The organism is Tenacibaculum sp. SM2510 (genome assembly GCF_057002845.1).
The window spans coordinates 1,512,088-1,528,059 of record NZ_CP192703.1 but is presented as its reverse complement, the minus strand read 5'-3'; the positions used below and the strand labels follow the sequence as shown (position 1 = coordinate 1,528,059).

Annotated in this window: 18 protein-coding genes; 7 read left to right on the top strand and 11 right to left on the bottom strand. The window is 30.6% G+C overall.

Features of this window, described 5'->3' with window-relative positions; all coding sequences use genetic code 11:
- Nucleotides 1–24: 24 nt before the first annotated feature.
- Together ACQ629_RS06900 and ACQ629_RS06895 are read right to left on the bottom strand one after the other, a co-directional pair.
- Nucleotides 25–888: an ABC transporter ATP-binding protein gene (locus ACQ629_RS06900; RefSeq protein WP_483703470.1), complete on the bottom strand. Its 864-nt coding sequence runs from the start codon at nucleotides 886–888 to the stop codon at nucleotides 25–27.
- Nucleotides 889–892: 4 nt separating this feature from the next.
- Nucleotides 893–2,215 carry a serine hydrolase domain-containing protein gene (locus tag ACQ629_RS06895; protein WP_483703468.1) on the bottom strand — a complete coding sequence of 441 codons (1,323 nt, stop codon included), beginning with the start codon at nucleotides 2,213–2,215 and terminating at the stop codon, nucleotides 893–895.
- A gap of 534 nt (nucleotides 2,216–2,749) precedes the next feature.
- Between ACQ629_RS06895 and ACQ629_RS06890 the strand changes: the two genes are divergently transcribed.
- The 4 genes from ACQ629_RS06890 (at nucleotide 2,750) to ACQ629_RS06875 (ending at nucleotide 5,422) form a co-directional block, all read left to right on the top strand.
- On the top strand, nucleotides 2,750–3,409 hold the full coding sequence (locus tag ACQ629_RS06890; RefSeq protein WP_483703466.1) for a sensor histidine kinase: 660 nt from the start codon (nucleotides 2,750–2,752) through the stop codon (nucleotides 3,407–3,409).
- A complete protein-coding gene (locus tag ACQ629_RS06885; protein WP_483703464.1) occupies nucleotides 3,409–4,122 on the top strand; it encodes a LytR/AlgR family response regulator transcription factor in 714 nt (237 codons plus the stop codon). The genes ACQ629_RS06890 and ACQ629_RS06885 overlap by 1 nt, the downstream gene beginning before the upstream one ends.
- Nucleotides 4,123–4,173: 51 nt before the next feature.
- Nucleotides 4,174–4,755: a lipoprotein signal peptidase gene (locus tag ACQ629_RS06880; RefSeq protein ID WP_483703462.1), complete on the top strand. Its 582-nt coding sequence runs from the start codon at nucleotides 4,174–4,176 to the stop codon at nucleotides 4,753–4,755.
- A 64-nt stretch (nucleotides 4,756–4,819) separates the two neighbouring features.
- Nucleotides 4,820–5,422, top strand: a complete 603-nt coding sequence (locus tag ACQ629_RS06875) for a DUF4230 domain-containing protein (protein ID WP_483703460.1) — start codon at nucleotides 4,820–4,822, stop codon at nucleotides 5,420–5,422.
- Here ACQ629_RS06875 and ACQ629_RS06870 read toward each other — a convergent pair.
- A complete protein-coding gene (locus tag ACQ629_RS06870) occupies nucleotides 5,419–5,832 on the bottom strand; it encodes a DUF6691 family protein (RefSeq protein WP_483703458.1) in 414 nt (137 codons plus the stop codon). The two genes, ACQ629_RS06875 and ACQ629_RS06870, sit on opposite strands and share 4 nt — an antisense overlap.
- Before the next feature lies 1 nt (nucleotide 5,833).
- On the bottom strand, nucleotides 5,834–6,394 hold the full coding sequence (locus ACQ629_RS06865; protein ID WP_483703456.1) for a YeeE/YedE family protein: 561 nt from the start codon (nucleotides 6,392–6,394) through the stop codon (nucleotides 5,834–5,836).
- A gap of 278 nt (nucleotides 6,395–6,672) precedes the next feature.
- Here ACQ629_RS06865 and ACQ629_RS06860 point away from each other — a divergent pair, with 278 nt between their 5' ends.
- Complete coding sequence (locus tag ACQ629_RS06860) at nucleotides 6,673–7,665, top strand: stealth family protein (protein WP_483703454.1); 993 nt, start codon at nucleotides 6,673–6,675, stop codon at nucleotides 7,663–7,665.
- Nucleotides 7,666–7,747: 82 nt separating this feature from the next.
- On the opposite strand, the gene accC is transcribed toward ACQ629_RS06860, so the two are convergent.
- The 6 genes from accC to pdxA all read right to left on the bottom strand — a co-directional run bounded on the left by accC (nucleotide 7,748) and on the right by pdxA (nucleotide 12,653).
- A complete protein-coding gene (gene accC / locus ACQ629_RS06855; RefSeq protein ID WP_483703452.1) occupies nucleotides 7,748–9,085 on the bottom strand; it encodes an acetyl-CoA carboxylase biotin carboxylase subunit in 1,338 nt (445 codons plus the stop codon).
- A gap of 65 nt (nucleotides 9,086–9,150) precedes the next feature.
- A complete protein-coding gene (gene accB, locus ACQ629_RS06850) occupies nucleotides 9,151–9,633 on the bottom strand; it encodes an acetyl-CoA carboxylase biotin carboxyl carrier protein (protein WP_483703450.1) in 483 nt (160 codons plus the stop codon).
- A gap of 26 nt (nucleotides 9,634–9,659) precedes the next feature.
- Nucleotides 9,660–10,655 carry a beta-ketoacyl-ACP synthase III gene (locus tag ACQ629_RS06845; RefSeq protein WP_483703448.1) on the bottom strand — a complete coding sequence of 332 codons (996 nt, stop codon included), beginning with the start codon at nucleotides 10,653–10,655 and terminating at the stop codon, nucleotides 9,660–9,662.
- 151 nt (nucleotides 10,656–10,806) lie between these two features.
- Nucleotides 10,807–11,001, bottom strand: coding sequence for a 50S ribosomal protein L32 (gene rpmF / locus ACQ629_RS06840; protein WP_218771557.1), 195 nt, complete (start codon nucleotides 10,999–11,001; stop codon nucleotides 10,807–10,809).
- An 8-nt stretch (nucleotides 11,002–11,009) separates the two neighbouring features.
- Nucleotides 11,010–11,546, bottom strand: a complete 537-nt coding sequence (locus tag ACQ629_RS06835) for a YceD family protein (RefSeq protein ID WP_483703446.1) — start codon at nucleotides 11,544–11,546, stop codon at nucleotides 11,010–11,012.
- A gap of 72 nt (nucleotides 11,547–11,618) precedes the next feature.
- Entirely contained in the window at nucleotides 11,619–12,653 is a 1,035-nt protein-coding gene (pdxA, locus tag ACQ629_RS06830; RefSeq protein ID WP_483703444.1) for a 4-hydroxythreonine-4-phosphate dehydrogenase PdxA, read from the bottom strand.
- Between the two features lie 63 nt (nucleotides 12,654–12,716).
- Here pdxA and ACQ629_RS06825 point away from each other — a divergent pair, with 63 nt between their 5' ends.
- Together ACQ629_RS06825 and ACQ629_RS06820 are read left to right on the top strand one after the other, a co-directional pair.
- Nucleotides 12,717–13,304: a riboflavin synthase gene (locus tag ACQ629_RS06825; protein WP_483703442.1), complete on the top strand. Its 588-nt coding sequence runs from the start codon at nucleotides 12,717–12,719 to the stop codon at nucleotides 13,302–13,304.
- Between the two features lie 146 nt (nucleotides 13,305–13,450).
- On the top strand, nucleotides 13,451–15,115 hold the full coding sequence (locus ACQ629_RS06820) for a S8 family serine peptidase (protein WP_483703440.1): 1,665 nt from the start codon (nucleotides 13,451–13,453) through the stop codon (nucleotides 15,113–15,115).
- Nucleotides 15,116–15,683: 568 nt separating this feature from the next.
- On the opposite strand, the gene ACQ629_RS06815 is transcribed toward ACQ629_RS06820, so the two are convergent.
- On the bottom strand, nucleotides 15,684–15,848 hold the full coding sequence (locus tag ACQ629_RS06815) for a cysteine peptidase family C39 domain-containing protein (RefSeq protein WP_483707174.1): 165 nt from the start codon (nucleotides 15,846–15,848) through the stop codon (nucleotides 15,684–15,686).
- Nucleotides 15,849–15,972 lie beyond the last annotated feature (124 nt).

The window sequence follows — 15,972 nt, the reverse complement described above, 5'->3', positions numbered from 1 at the left end:
TGTTAGTTGGATGCAGCTTAAATCTTAAGTGTTTTTAGTGATATACAAATACGCATCTTCTAAGGTCGCTTGTTTTTTTTGTGAGTTTTCTAAAGGAGAATCGCTGATATATCGAACCTGTAACTTCCCCTCTTTTCTATTGGTACTTACTACTATTTGTTGCGTTTTAAAAATAGTTAGCTGTTCTTTTTCAATAGTGGTCTCGTATACTTTATTATAAATTTCTTTTATAATATTCTCTGGTTTTTCATGAGAAATTAGCGCGCCATTTTTTAGTATAGCCACAGTATCTGCAATGGTATCAATGTCTGAAACAATATGAGAAGAGAGAATTACGATACAATCGTTTGCTAAATCAGAAATAAGGTTTCTAAACCGAACACGTTCTTCTGGATCTAAACCAACTGTAGGCTCATCGAAAATAAGTATTTTAGGATTATTTAATAAAGCTTGCGCAATACCAACGCGCTGTTTCATTCCTCCAGAGTAACTACCAATTGGTTTATTGGCAGCGTCAATTAAGTTCAAACCCTCTAGTAATTGGGTGATTTTTGGTTTTAAGCCTTTACCTCCAATACCCTTCATTGCTGCTATATACGCTAAAAACTCATGAGCGTTTAGATTCGGATACACGCCAAAATCTTGTGGTAAGAAGCCCAATTGTTTGCGCATATGATTAGCATCTTTTACGATATTCTTTTTGTTTAAACGTATAATTCCGCTGCTTGGTTTACTAACTGTTGCTATCATTTTTAATAAGGTAGATTTTCCAGCGCCATTAGGCCCGAGTAAGCCAAGAATGCCTTTTTCAATAGTAATTGAGAAATTTTTTAGACCGTATTTATTTCGACTGTATCTCTTTGATACGTTTTGAATTTCTAAATGCATAATTTTATTTTTTTGTATGTACCCTTTCAATGATTGTTTCAAAACCATTTTGATTAAACGTTAAACTGTTATTGTTTCCTTCAATAACGGTTAATGTAGCACCAACAGCAGTATCATATAATGTGATTTCACTTTTCTGCATAAGAGCACTTTTAATTCCTTGAGAGTCGACTACCAGAAATAATTTGTTTTCTTCTTGAACAATCTTTAATTTTAGGTTTGCCTCTTTAAGTAAATAGGTTCCTGTGTATTTTTTAAAAAAGGCTATGTTTACTGTAGCAAGAGAGGCTGTTTTCTTGTTGTGTAAAAAGGCTATTAAATTATTTTGTAGTAATTTTTCAGAAGGCATTCTATGTGAATTAGTAAACATTAAATACATGTTTTTAGTTTCGTGGTTGTAGCCATTTCTAAAAGCATATCCAATATTGTTTCCGCCGTGTCCATAATAGCTTTGACCATCGTATGTTGACTTAAATAAACCAAAGCCATAGGTTTTATTGCCAGATTGCATCATCATTTTTACAGTCTCTTTTTTTAATAAAATTTCGGATTCAAATAGTGAAGTGTAAAACTTTTCCATATCTATTAGCGTAGAAGCAATACTTCCTGCAGCATTAACTATGTTGGTAAAAAAGCGATAATCTAAATAGGTTGTTACATCTTTATTTTTATGGAAAGGGGTCGCTAAATTAAGAATGCTTTTAGACACATAAGGATAGGTGTTTTTTAATTGAAGAGGATTGATAATACGTTCGTTTAATAAATCGAAATAACTTTTATCGGTAATTTTTTCTAAAATCTTACCTAAGATAAAGTAGTTGGTATTGCAATAGTCATATTTTCCGAACATTTCTTTATCGTAAGCTTCTACCTGATGTAGTAGCTGGTTATTATAAATAGAATCATTTTTTGCGTAAAAAATGCCCTCTATATTTCCCCCTGCAATTTCATCTAAGCCACTTTCATGTGTCAATAAGGTTTCTATAGTTAACGATTGAGGGACATTCTTTATAGGAGTTAAAAATTTTCCAATACTATCGGTTAGTTGAAGGTTTCCTTTTTCTAGTTCTTGTAAAATTAATATTGCGGTAAACGTTTTGGTTGCGCTAGCAATATTGAATACGCTATTTTTAGTTAAATTAAATTTACCCAAACTTGCTGTATAAATTTGGTTTTCCTTTTTAACAAGAATAGCAATGCCTTTATGCGGGTCTTTTAATAGCGGATTAATTTCTTTGGCAATAGATAGTAAATTACTTTCTTGGCTAAAACTAAGTGTTTGAATAGAGACTAAAATTGCAATGGTAAGTTTAAAGATGAGTTTCATAATTATTAGGTTTTTATACTGATGCTACAAAACTCTTTTAATCATTTAACATATAAAATAAAGAATGACAAACTACCTCTTTAAAATGATGAGGGTAGAAAAGTTATATTATCAGTAAAAAGCATATATTCAAATAGAGATAAGTACCTTTCATCATTAAAAAGAAGAAATTGATTGACAAAATGCTATTTTTGGAACGGATTTTAAACAACTGAAATGTCAAAATTTGATAACTGGATAGATAACAAAATTGTACAAAACCTTTTTATTTGGTTTTTCCTTTTTTTAATTCTATTAACTACTATTCAAGGAGAATCGAGAATATTAACGTCATTATTTGCGATTTTTCTAATAGCACCCGCAGTTTATATAAGCAACTTATTTATTCTTCCTTTTTTAAGAAAAAAGTTTTTTTATTTTTTAGCCTTATTTATAACAAACACGTTGTTTTTTACGATAATTTCAGTATTCATCATAAAGATTGTAGCGGAGCAAACATTAGAGTTTAGCAAATTTGTCAATTTTTTCGGAATTATGATTTTGGCATTAACATTTGCCACCGCAATTAAAATAGCTAGAGACAGTTTTACACGCAGGCAACAAGAAAAAGAAGCCGAATTAAAGTTGTTGAAGGCGCAATTAAATCCACATTTTTTATTTAATACATTAAATAACTTGTACGGCTTATCTGTTATAAAATCAGATAAATTACCAAGTTTAATGTTAAAATTATCCGATTTACTACGCTATAGTTTGTATCAAACAAAAGAAGCATTTGTACCTTTAAATAAAGAAGTTGAATATTTAGAAAATTATATCTCGTTAGAAAAAATTCGATTAGAGGAACAAATATCAATTACATTAAACGTTTCTGGAAATCATGATTCTAAAAGGATAGCACCGATGCTTTTAATTGTATTTGTTGAAAATGCATTTAAACATTTAGGGGATGCTGAAAATGAAAAGAATAAGGTAATTATTGATATTATTGTTGAAGAAGAGGTGTTAAAATTTACATGTAAAAATACGCTAGATACTTGGAGGTTGATGGAAGAAAATATAGAAAAAGGAAAAAGTGGTATTGGTTTGATAAATGTAAAGAAACGCTTAAGTTTATTGTATTTTGATAAATACGAATTACAAATAGAAAATAAAGGAGCTTATTTTTTAGTTGAACTAATTTTAGAATTATAATGAACCCATTACAATGCATAATTGCTGATGACGAGCCTATAGCGCGTCAAATATTAGAAAAATATCTTAACGAATTACCTAATTTAGAACTCATTGCTTCCTGTAAAAATGCTTTTGAGGTGATTGACATATTGCAAGAAAAACCTGTCGATTTAGTATTCTTAGATATTAATATGCCTAAACTTTCAGGAATAAGTTTACTAAAAACATTGCAAGTAAAACCAGCAGTGATTATTACAACAGCCTATCCTGAATATGCTTTAGAGGGTTTTGAGCTTTCTGTAACAGATTATTTATTAAAACCATTTTCATTTGAGCGCTTTTTGCAAGCGGTGTTAAAAGTTCAGAAAACAGCCTCTGTAAATAACACTATTGTTGTTCCTTTAAAAGAGGTGGAAAGTTCGTCAGTTTTTGTAAAAAGTGATAAGAAAATTATCAAAATAAACTTTAAAGATATTTCACATATAGAAGCATATGGTAATTATATAAAAATATTTACAGATGAAATGATTTTAACAGCACAGACACTCTCTGATTTCTTAAAGAAATTACCGTCTAACTTTGTAAGGATACATAAATCATTCGCAATTAATTTTAAGCATTTAAAGTTTATAGAAGGCAATCAAGTTTTACTTCAAAAAGACATAAAAATTGTGATAGGTAAATCATATCGTAAAGAACTTTTGGTAAGAATCGAGAAAGGAATTGAGTAAGGAAGAAAATAACAATAGTTTTCTTATTTTTGCTGCTATTAAAATCTAGAAATGTCTAAAAAAAATATCGCAATACTTACCGTAGTTTTGGCAATTTTAATTGATCAGATTAGTAAAATATATGTTAAAACACATTTTCAATTAGGAGAAGAGGTGGTTGTTTTTGGTGATTGGTTCAAAATCCATTTTACTGAAAATAATGGTATGGCTTGGGGTTTTGAGTTTGGGGGTAGAGCAGGTAAATTATTTTTAACATTGTTTAGAGTTGTCGCAGTTTCTGGTATCATATACTGGCTATGGCAAACTATAAAAAGACAAGCGCATACAGGTGTTGTTATAGCTATTGGTTTGGTTTTAGCCGGCGCAATAGGTAATATTATCGATTCAGTTTTTTACGGAGTAATTTTTGATAGTTCATATCATAATGTAGCAACATTGTTTTCAGACAAACCTTATGGCGAATTATTTTATGGTAAAGTTGTAGATATGCTATATTTTCCGATGTATGAAGGAGAAAGCTTTACATTCTTTAATGCAATCTTTAACGGTGCCGATTCTTGGATAACAATTGGCGTTGTGTTGTTATTTATATTTAACAAAGAAGCTTTTCCGAAAGAAGAAACAACTTCTTAAATTAAAATAGCACAAATCTTTCGTTTAGCATACTTTTTCTATATTTATAAAAAAAAAGAAAATTATGCGTTTCCTTAAATATATTGCTATTTTTTTATTGGGTTTTTTGATTGCCAAGCTGTGGTATGAAAAGAAAGAAGAAAAACATCAAGAAGAAGAAATTAAAGTAGTTTTAAGTGGCATACAAAACCTGCGAAAATTAGTAGTTTCAAAAGGGAGTTTTTCTGAAATGTATAGCTTTTCTGATACCAAAAAATATTTATACAATTACCTTTCTTTTGAGAAAAAAGCAATACTATCAGTTAGTGCAAAAGTTGAGGTTGGTTATGATTTATCTAAATTAGAAATACAGATAGACAGTATTGGAAAACAAATAATTATCAATAAAATTCCTAAAGAAGAAGTTTTAATTTCGCCAGATATTAAATATTTCGATTTACAACAAAGCCAATTCAATACTTTTTCGAGATCAGAACTAAATATGCTTAATGGTAGAGCAATCGAAAAGATAAAAGCGACTATCACTGTTTCTGATCTTCAAAAAGACGCTAAAAAACGCTTATTTGAAGAATTGTCTAAAATATACCAACTCTCTAAAATTTACAATTGGAAAGTTGTAGACAATACAAATTCAAACTTATTAGATACTATTTTATTACAAGATTAATTAGGTAATTTTTCACTTAGTAATCCGTAAATAAAAGCGCCTAACATCGCCCCTAATAAAACAACGATTATAGGTAGTATGCCATGACCAATTAAAACAAAAATAGGAGCAGGACATGCGCCTGCAAGAGCCCATCCTAATCCGAAAATGGTTCCACCAACAAGTGTTCTTATAAAGCCTTTTTTCTTTTCTTTAATATTTATTTGATTCCCTAAGTAATCTTTAATTTTTCCGCTTTTAAAGAAATACATTAGTACCATAGAAATAGCTACTGCCGACCCTATAATTCCGTACATATGAAACGATTGAAATTTAAACATTTCGTATATTCTATACCACGAAATAGCTTCAGATTTTGTCATGATAATTCCGAAGAAAATACCTAATACTAAAAATTTTACATTTTTCATCTTATCCGAAAATTAAAGGAAACATTAACCAAGTCATTACTAAACCACCTATAAAAAAACCAATTACTGCAATTAGGGATGGTAGTTGTAAGCTGCTTAAACCTGTAATTGCATGGCCAGAAGTACATCCGCCAGCATATCTGGTTCCGAAGCCAATAAAAATCCCTGCTATTAATAAAATAGTAAACCCTTTAAGAGTAAGCATGTTCTCTAGACTGAAAATTTCATTTGGCACGAAGGAATTCCCCGCATTTACAAAACCTAAATCGGCGAGATCTTGCACGGTTTTAGGATTTAGATCAATAGTGTTTGTTGCTGATAAATAATTAATGGTTATAAATCCGCCAATGATTAATCCAGCTAAGAATACAAGCGCCCAATCGCGTTCTTTCCAATCTTTTTTAAAATAATCAGAAACTTTACCGGCACCTGCAATAGTACACATAGTCTCTAAGTTTGTAGATACACCAAAGTTTTTTCCGTAGTAAAAAAACAAGAATAGTACAAAGGCAATCAGCGGGCCAGATATATACCAAGGCCAAGGTTGTAATATGATATCCATTATAATTTATTTTTATAGAATCAAGTACTTAAATCATTGTTGATTTTTAAAGAGGCAAAAATACTAGAAAATTCTTCATTGTTTGTAATACTATTCAAATTTAGTCATTACAGTTGCTTTTTGAATCTTGACTTTCTGTTTTTTTTCATTTTTAAAAATATTCATGTGGTATGAAATTAATAGATTGCCTATAATTCTTGGGTAATATGCATATATTTATATTGAAAATAACTTACTTTTGAAACTTGTACAGATTCGTTTAATTTATATAAAAAGAGATGGGGATAGATTTTGTGGTCACTTGGGTTGATATGGATGATCCGAAATGGATTAAAGAGTTTTCAAAGTATTCTAACAAAATAGATAACTCTGTAAATGAACTTTCAGAAGCTCGTTTTCGAGATCATGGGTTTTTAAAATATTGGTTTAGGGGTATTGAAAAATTTGCTCCCTGGGTTCGAAAAATCCATTTTGTTACAAGTGGGCAAAAACCTGATTGGCTCGATGAGAATCACCCAAAAATAAATTTGGTAAATCACGCTGATTATATTCCAAACGAATTTTTACCCGTTTTTAACTCTAACTTAATAGAGATTTACATGCATAAAATACCAGGTTTATCTGAACGATTTGTGTATTTTAATGATGATTTTTTTATTATAAACAATGTTTCTGAGAGTAGATTTTTTGAAAATGGATTACCTAAAGATATAGCTACTTTTAGAAAGAATACAGGTATTTCTCAATTTGAAAAAATGCTTAAAAATAATATTCGTCTTATTAATAAGCATTTTGATAAGAAGGAAGTTTTTAAAAGAGATCATGTTAAATGGTATGATCCGTCTTACGGTAAGAGAGGAAGGTTAACAAAGCTATTAAAGTATTATAATGAGTTTATTACACTTCGTACACCTCATAATGCACAACCTTTTTTAAAATCTACGTTTGTAGATGTATGGGAGCATTGTAATGAAGAGCTTACCGAAATGTCTAAGCATAGGTTTAGAAGTAATGATGATTATACTCCAGAATTGTTTAAAACTTGGCAAATTTGTAGTTCTAATTTTGTGCCTTATAATACATATCAAGACACCAAAATGTTTCCATTATTAATTAAATCTAAAAAGGCTATTAAGGCGGTAAGAGAACAATCTTATAAGCTCGTTTGTTTAAATGATAATATACATATTAGAAACTATAATAAAGTAATGCAAGATATAAGCGATGCATTTGATAGCATACTACCAGAGAAATCAAGTTTTGAAAAGTAGTTTGCAAAACAGGATTATTTTGTAGGAAAGAAATAAAAAACCTAATATGTTTTAAAGCATATTAGGTTTTTTTAATTCAATATTATTTCATTTCAAAATCTTCCATGAATTTCGTGGTATAATTACCAGAAACATAATCAGGATGATCCATTAATTGTCTATGGAAAGGAATTGTTGTTTTAATTCCTTCAATAATATATTCATCTAATGCACGTTTCATTTTGTTAATAGCTTCTTCACGTGTTTGTGCAGTAACAATTAATTTTGAAATCATTGAATCGTAATTTGGCGGAATCATATATCCAGCATAAACATGCGTGTCAATACGAACTCCGTGACCTCCTGGTGCATGGTAAGATGTAATTTTACCAGGTGAAGGCCTAAATCCGTTATAAGGATCCTCAGCGTTAATTCTACATTCAATAGAGTGTAATTGAGGTAAATAATTTTTACCTGAAATAGGTACACCTGCTGCTACTAAAATTTGTTCACGAATTAAATCGTAATCCACTACTTCTTCAGTAATAGGGTGTTCTACCTGAATACGCGTATTCATCTCCATAAAGAAGAAATTACGGTGTTTATCTACTAAAAACTCAACAGTTCCTGCTCCTTCATACTTAATAAATTCAGCAGCTTTTACAGCAGCATCTCCCATTCTAGTACGTAATTCATCCGTCATAAACGGAGAAGGCGTTTCTTCTGTTAATTTTTGGTGACGACGTTGAACTGAACAATCTCTTTCTGATAAATGACATGCTTTACCGTAAGAATCTCCAATAATTTGAATTTCGATATGGCGAGGCTCTTCAATTAGCTTCTCCATATACATATCATCATTACCAAAGGCAGCTTTAGATTCTTGACGAGCAGAATCCCACGCGTCTTTTAAGTCTTCTGCTTTCCATACAGCACGCATACCTTTTCCACCACCACCTGCAGATGCTTTTAGCATAACTGGATACCCAGTTTCTAAAGCTGTTTTTTCACAGTCTTCAAAGGTTTCTATAACACCTTCGCTACCAGGTACACAAGGTACACCGGCAGAGATCATAGTAGATTTAGCATTTGCTTTATCTCCCATACGGTCAATCATATCAGGCGAAGCTCCAATAAATTTTATGTCGTGTTCTTGACATAGTTTAGAGAATTTAGCATTCTCTGATAAGAATCCATAACCTGGGTGAATTGCATCTGCATTTGTAATTTCTGCAGCAGCAATAATACGATCCATTTTTAAATAAGATTCACTACTCGCTGCTGGTCCAATACAAACCGCTTCATCAGCAAATCTTACGTGTAAACTTTCAGTATCTGCTTTAGAGTAAACAGCTACAGTTTTTATTCCCATTTCTTTACAGGTTCTAATTACGCGTAGCGCAATTTCACCTCTATTGGCAATTAATATCTTTTTAAACATACGTTCTAAAAATTTTAAAACTCCAAATAAGTAAGTATATACTTATATTTGGAGTTATATGTTACTTAAGATGGATCTACTAAAAATAAAGGTTGATCAAATTCTACCGGAGAAGAATCATCTACTAATACTTTAACGATTTTTCCTGAAATTTCAGATTCAATTTCGTTAAATAATTTCATTGCTTCAATAACACAAACAGTATCACCTACTTTTACTTCGGTACCAACTTCTGCAAAGTTAGGTTTATCTGGAGAAGGTTTTCTGTAGAAAGTTCCGATTATTGGAGACTTGATTGTAATGTATTTAGAATCTTCATCAGCACTTGAATTGTCATTTGAAGGAGCTGCCTGAGTTGTTGCAACAGGAGCTTGCGCCATCATTTGAGGAGTTGCGCCCATTGGTGCAGCTGTCTGAATAATTGTAGTTTCAGGAGTTTCGCTTCCAGTTTTAATGGTGATTTTAAGATCTTCCATTTCTAACTTTACTTCACTTGCACCTGATTTCGCTACAAATTTTATAAGACTTTGAATTTCTTTAATATCCATATTCCTAATTTTAGTTGTTTGGTTGTTTATGAATTGTATGCCCATTTTAAATAGATGGCTCCCCATGTGAAGCCTCCACCAAATGCAGCAAAAATTAAATTATTTCCTTTTTTTAGTTCCTTTTCATAATCCGCAATTAATAAAGGTAACGTGGCAGAAGTAGTGTTTCCATACTTATGAATGTTTACCATTACTTTTTCAGATTCTAATCCAACTCTATTTGCAGTAGCTTCAATAATTCTGTTGTTCGCTTGGTGCGGAACTAACCAATCGATATCATCTTTGGAAAGATTATTTCGAGAAAGCATTTTTTCAGAAACATCAGCCATGTTAGAAACAGCGTATTTAAATACGGTTTTTCCTTCTTGATGTACAAAGTGTTGTCCATTTTTAAGTGTTTCTTCAGAAGCAGGTAAAAGAGAGCCTCCAGCTTCAATTTTTAAGAAATCTCTACCAATTCCATCACTTCTTAAATATTCATCTTGTAAACCTAGTCCGTCAGTATTTGGTTCAAATAATACAGCGCCAGCCCCATCACCAAAAATGATACATGTTGCTCTGTCTGTATAATCAATAATTGAAGACATTTTATCAGCACCTATTAGCAATACCTTTTTATAACGACCACTTTCTATATATTTAGCAGCTGTAGACATTCCGAATAAAAAACTAGAACACGCAGCTTGTAAATCGTATGAAAAAGCATTGATGGCTCCAATTTGAGAAGCAGTATATGCAGCGGTAGATGCAACGAGCATATCTGGAGTTGCAGTAGCAACAATTACCAAATCAATATCTTTAGGGTCGATATTAGATTTTTTAAGTAAATCTTCAGCAGCTTTAATAGCCATATAAGAAGTTCCTTTACCTTCTCCTTTCAAGATTCTCCTTTCCTTTATACCGGTTCTACTAGTGATCCATTCATCATTAGTATCTACCATTGTTGCGAGCTCCTTATTGGTTAAAATATACTCAGGAACAAATTTTCCTACTGCGGAAATTGCTGCAGTTATTTTAGTCATAATTGTTTGTTTTGTAATAAAACTAGTTGTCAAAAGTAATGAAAATTAGTTGACCTTTTTAAAGAAAAAAGCTCAAAAAAGTAATTTTTTAACAAAAAAACACAAAAAAACCCTCAAAAAGAAGGTTTTTTTGTGTTGTGAAAACTAGTATTTATGCCTCAGCAACTGCATTTTCTAATACTACTTGACCTCTGTAGTATAACTTTCCTTCATGCCAGTGAGCTCTGTGGTATAAATGAGCTTCTCCAGTTGTAGGATCAACAGCTATTTGAGGTACAGAAGCTTTATAGTGAGTTCTTCTTTTATCTCTTCTAGTTTTCGATATTTTTCTCTTTGGATGTGCCATTTTATGTTTTATTTATCTGTTAGTAAATCCTTTAATTTATCCCATCTAGGGTCTGCTGATGTTTGTTCAGCAATTTTATCTTCGTTTATTCTTAATTCATTTAATCTATCCAAAGCATCAGATTTCATCGTGCCGTTTAAAACGTCTGGGTGAATTCTTTTACTAGGAACTGACAATACAATTAACTCGTATATATATTGAGCAACGTTCATTTCATATACTTCATGCGGAAGTATTAAAATTTCATCATGTTCGTCGTTATATTCAGGTCCAAATTTAACTATTAAATCTAAAACACCATCAATTTCTAAATCGAATAGTTCTCCGGTACTATCACAAGGTACGTTTACAGTGCCTTTTATTGTAAAACTAAGCTCAAATAATGTGCTTTTTTTTACAAAATTAATATCCGCGGTTAGGTTTGCGTCGTTAAATTCATCAAACTGAAATGCTTCAAAGAACTTTTTTCCAATTTGATATTGAAATAAATGACTTCCTTCTTTTAAACCTACAAAAGGTATATCGAATTCTTTTATGTCTTTCATCTGTAAGATCAATTTGAGCGTGCAAAGATATAAAAAATGTTTATATTTTTATATTTTACATTAAAAAAAATACTATTTAACTTTTAAAGCGTTTTTTGTTAGTTCTATATACTGTTTTCGGTTCTTAAATATTTGTAATGAGGTGAATAAAGCCTCTTTGAATGACGAAGGGTTTGCTTTGTTTTTACCGGCGATATCGAAACCTGTTCCGTGATCAGGAGAGGTTCTTACTTTGTTTAGGCCAGCTGTAAAGTTTACACCGTTGCCGAAAGATAATGCTTTAAAAGGCGCAAGACCTTGATCGTGATACATTGCTAAAACACCATCGAACTGCTTGTATGTTTCAGAACCAAAAAAACCGTCAGCGGCATAAGGACCAAAAACTAATTTTCCAGATTCTTTTATTTCTGTAATTACTGGGCGTGTAATTGCATCATCTTCTTTCCCTATAATTCCGTTATCACCACAGTGAGGATTTAACCCTAATATGGCAATTTTCGGCTTGTTAATGCTAAAATCTTGCTTTAAAGAAGTGTGCATAATTTCAACTTTCTCCTTAATTAGCTCAGGAGTAATTGTTGCTGCTACTTCAGAAATAGGAATATGGCCTGTAATTAAACCGATTCGTAATTCATCAGTCATTAAAACCATTAAACTCTTACCATCCAGGTTTTCTTCTAGATACTCTGTATGTCCAGGGAAATTAAAGTCTTCAGATTGAATATTTTCTTTGCTTATTGGTGCGGTAAGTAAAACATCAATATGATTGCTTTTTAATGCGTTTGTTGCTGCTTCAAGTGATTTATAAGCGAATTTACCACCGGTTTCAGTAGTTTTTCCTATTTCAATCTTAACTTCATCAGTCCATGAATTCATTAAGTTGATTTTATCATGTGATATTTTATCAATCGAATTAATACCATGAATATTAGTGCTTAATTTCAGGTTTTTCTTATGGTAAGAAATCAATCTTGTTGAAGCAAATAAAACTGGAGTACAAAACTCAAGCATACGTTTATCTTCAAAAGTCTTTAAAATAATTTCAATCCCAATTCCGTTTATATCTCCAACTGAAATTCCAACAATAATTTTGTTTGTAGTATCCATAGTTACTTTCGTACGTAAAAGTTGTATTTTTGATGTTAACAAAAGTAACTAAAATTTAGGAGAATGTTTACGGGAATAATTGAAACTCTTGGAATTGTTAAGAGATTAGAGCAAGATAAAGAGAATTTACACATTACGGTTTTAAGTAGTATTACAAATGAGTTAAAGATAGACCAAAGTGTGGCTCATAATGGTGTTTGTTTAACAGTCGTAGGTATTGTTAACGATGAATATATTGTTACGGCGATTAAAGAAACGCTTGATAAAACTAATATTGGTAATTTAAAAGAAGGTGACGAGGTGAATTTAGAAAGAGCTATGAAATTAGGTGCTCGTTTAGATGGTCATATTGTACAAGGGCATGTTGATAGAACGGGAGTTTGTAAAAGTATTAAAGATGAAGGCGGAAGTACCGTTTTTACTTTTTCTTATGATTTTGATGGTGATAACGTTACTATTGAAAAGGGATCTATTACTGTAAATGGAGTAAGTTTAACTGTTGTGAATTCCAAGAAGGATGAGTTTAGTGTAGCTATTATACCTTATACCATAGCGCATACTACTTTTAAAAACTTTAAAGTAGGTAGTAAGATTAATTTAGAATTTGATGTGATTGGTAAATATGTGGCAAGGTTAACTCAGTTAAAATAAAAAACCACTTACATTTCTGTAAGTGGTTTTCTTATTTTAACTGAATGGTTACAAGTACTCCAACCTAGTTTACTTGACTGTAAGTTTGTAATGTATCACGAGGTAACATACTTTTAACTCCTTTTTTTAACTTTAAAACCCTAGATATGAATAAGAAACTTTTTCTTTTTTTTACAATAATTCTATTTATAAACTGTGATTCTAATAAGAAATATTCTAAAATTAAAATATCATCAATTGAATTTAAAAAATTCAAAAAGAGTTCTCCTCTTTCAAAAGAACAACAACAGAATTGGCATTTTAAAGATATAGAAATTGATACTTTATCAGGAATCAGTTTAAAAAGAGCGTATGATTCATTACTGTTTAATAAGAAAGGTGAAATTGTTAGAGTTGCTATAATTGATATGGCTATTGAGGTTAAGCATAAGGGGTTGGTGAGTCATTTATGGGTAAACAAAAGAGAGGTAGATAATAATGGAATTGATGATGATGAAAATGGATATGTCGACGATGTGAATGGATGGAATTTTTTAAATAATAGTAAAGGAGAAAGTAATGAATTTGTTAATTATGAATATACTAGAATAGTAAGAAAATTTAATCCCTTTTTTGAAAATAAAAAAAATACAGAAATCAATTCAAAAGATTCTTTAAATTTTATTACGTATAAGAGAGCAAAAAAGAAGTATGAAAAAAGAGTGAACTATGCAAAAGAAGAACTAGATTATATTAATATGGTTTTTAAAGGTAAAAGTGAAGCTGAAAAAGAATTATCAAAATATTTTAGGAACAAAAATTATACGATAAATGACCTAGATAGTCTAAGGAAGAAGTACCATAAGGATAAAGTTTTACAAAAAATGATTAAAAGGAAATCAAATTTTATTAAATATGGTTATTCAGATGAATATGTCTTTGATTATAAATTAAAGGCAGAAGAAAGGGTAAATAAGTTGTTAAACTTAGATTATAATGATAGAAAGATTCAAGGTGATAACTCTAAGGATTTAAAAGATATAGAATATGGAACGTCCAATTTCAATGTAAACATAAAGCTACTTGATCATGGTACAAAAATGGCAGGAATAATTGTCAATATTGCTCAAGAAAATGAAATAGAAATAATGTCTTTAGCAATTTCGGCATATGGAGATGAACATGATAAGGATATTGCTTTAGCTATTAGATACGCTGTAGATAATGGTGCTAAAGTAATTAATATGAGTTTTGCAAAAGAGTTTAGCTTACATCCTAATTGGGTTTTAGATGCTGTAAAATATGCTGAAGATGAAAATGTTTTATTGATAAACGGTGCAGCAAATGATAATCAAAATATAGATGATAATAAGATCGATTGGTTCCCTAATGATCACGGCTACTTTAACAATAAAGAAGTTTCAAATAATTTTTTAAAAATTGGGTCATCAGGTATTTATTTAAATAACAAATTAAAGTCCTCATTTAGTAACTACGGAAAGACAGAGGTAGATTTATTTGCCCCTGGAGAAAATATTTACACAACATTCCCTGAAAATGAGTTTGATGTCTCTTACGGAGGAACATCTAGTGCTGCAGCTATAACTTCAGGTGTTGCTGGTTTAATTTATTCTTATTACCCAAATTTAACTGCTTCTCAAGTAAAACATATTTTAATGGATTCTGGTCTGGAATATACTTTTGAAGTTTCTACACCTACAAAGGAAAATAAAAATAAAACAACTCCTTTTAATCAGTTATCTAAATCAGGTAGGGTTTTAAATGCCTACAATGCTTTAATTATGGCAGATAGTATTTCTAAAAAACTATAAAAAAAACCAAATATTTGTCAATTATAATAAGCAAGCACGAAACTAAATTCGGTCAAGTTAATCCTGAAGAACAATACATTTAACGATTAAATTGTTAAAATTCGTTGTAAAATATCAGCAGCCATTCTGGTACCAAAAAAGACAAGAGGTAAATTCATTAGTTTGATATAGAAATCAGAGATTAAAGATATATTTATGTACTTAAATGTAATAATATCCAACCTGTCACTATTTTAATAACTGTTTTTCCTGAAAACAAGGCTAATAGAGAAACAAGAATGAAATATCTAAAATAAATACCTTGATTATTAATACCAACATCAATAATATTTTGAGTTTAAAAAGGAAAAAGAAGCTGTAATAAACATATTATTAATTTTTTATACTTTAAAAAGTATTTTAATAGAAAATCTTAATAATTTTCTCTCTATATAAAATTCAGTATTATAAAACTTGTTGTAGGTTCTACTAATAAGGCAACACCTTCTTCAGTAGTTTCTTAAGCGTTATTACAAGCCCAATGTTTTAAAAAACACTGGGCTTGTGTTTTAATAATCCGTGTACAGGGTCAGAAATACAAAAAGACTTCTTTTTTAGTTTTACACAACACCACATTGTGGTTTTTGTTCTCGTGTAAAGCGTATTGTAATCGAGCTGCTAATAATTTTTCTAAAGAAAATTTAATAGCTAAACTTCTAGTGCCAAGTTGTTCCGAAGCTTCACTTAAGCTCAGTAAACTACTTCTCGCTCTATTGGTTTCTGTAAGTTTTCTTAATTATTGTAAAAAAAAGACTTTACCAAAATGTTTAGCAAGGGTTTTTAAGCATGTCGGATCGCAATCTTTCTTGTCTGATTAT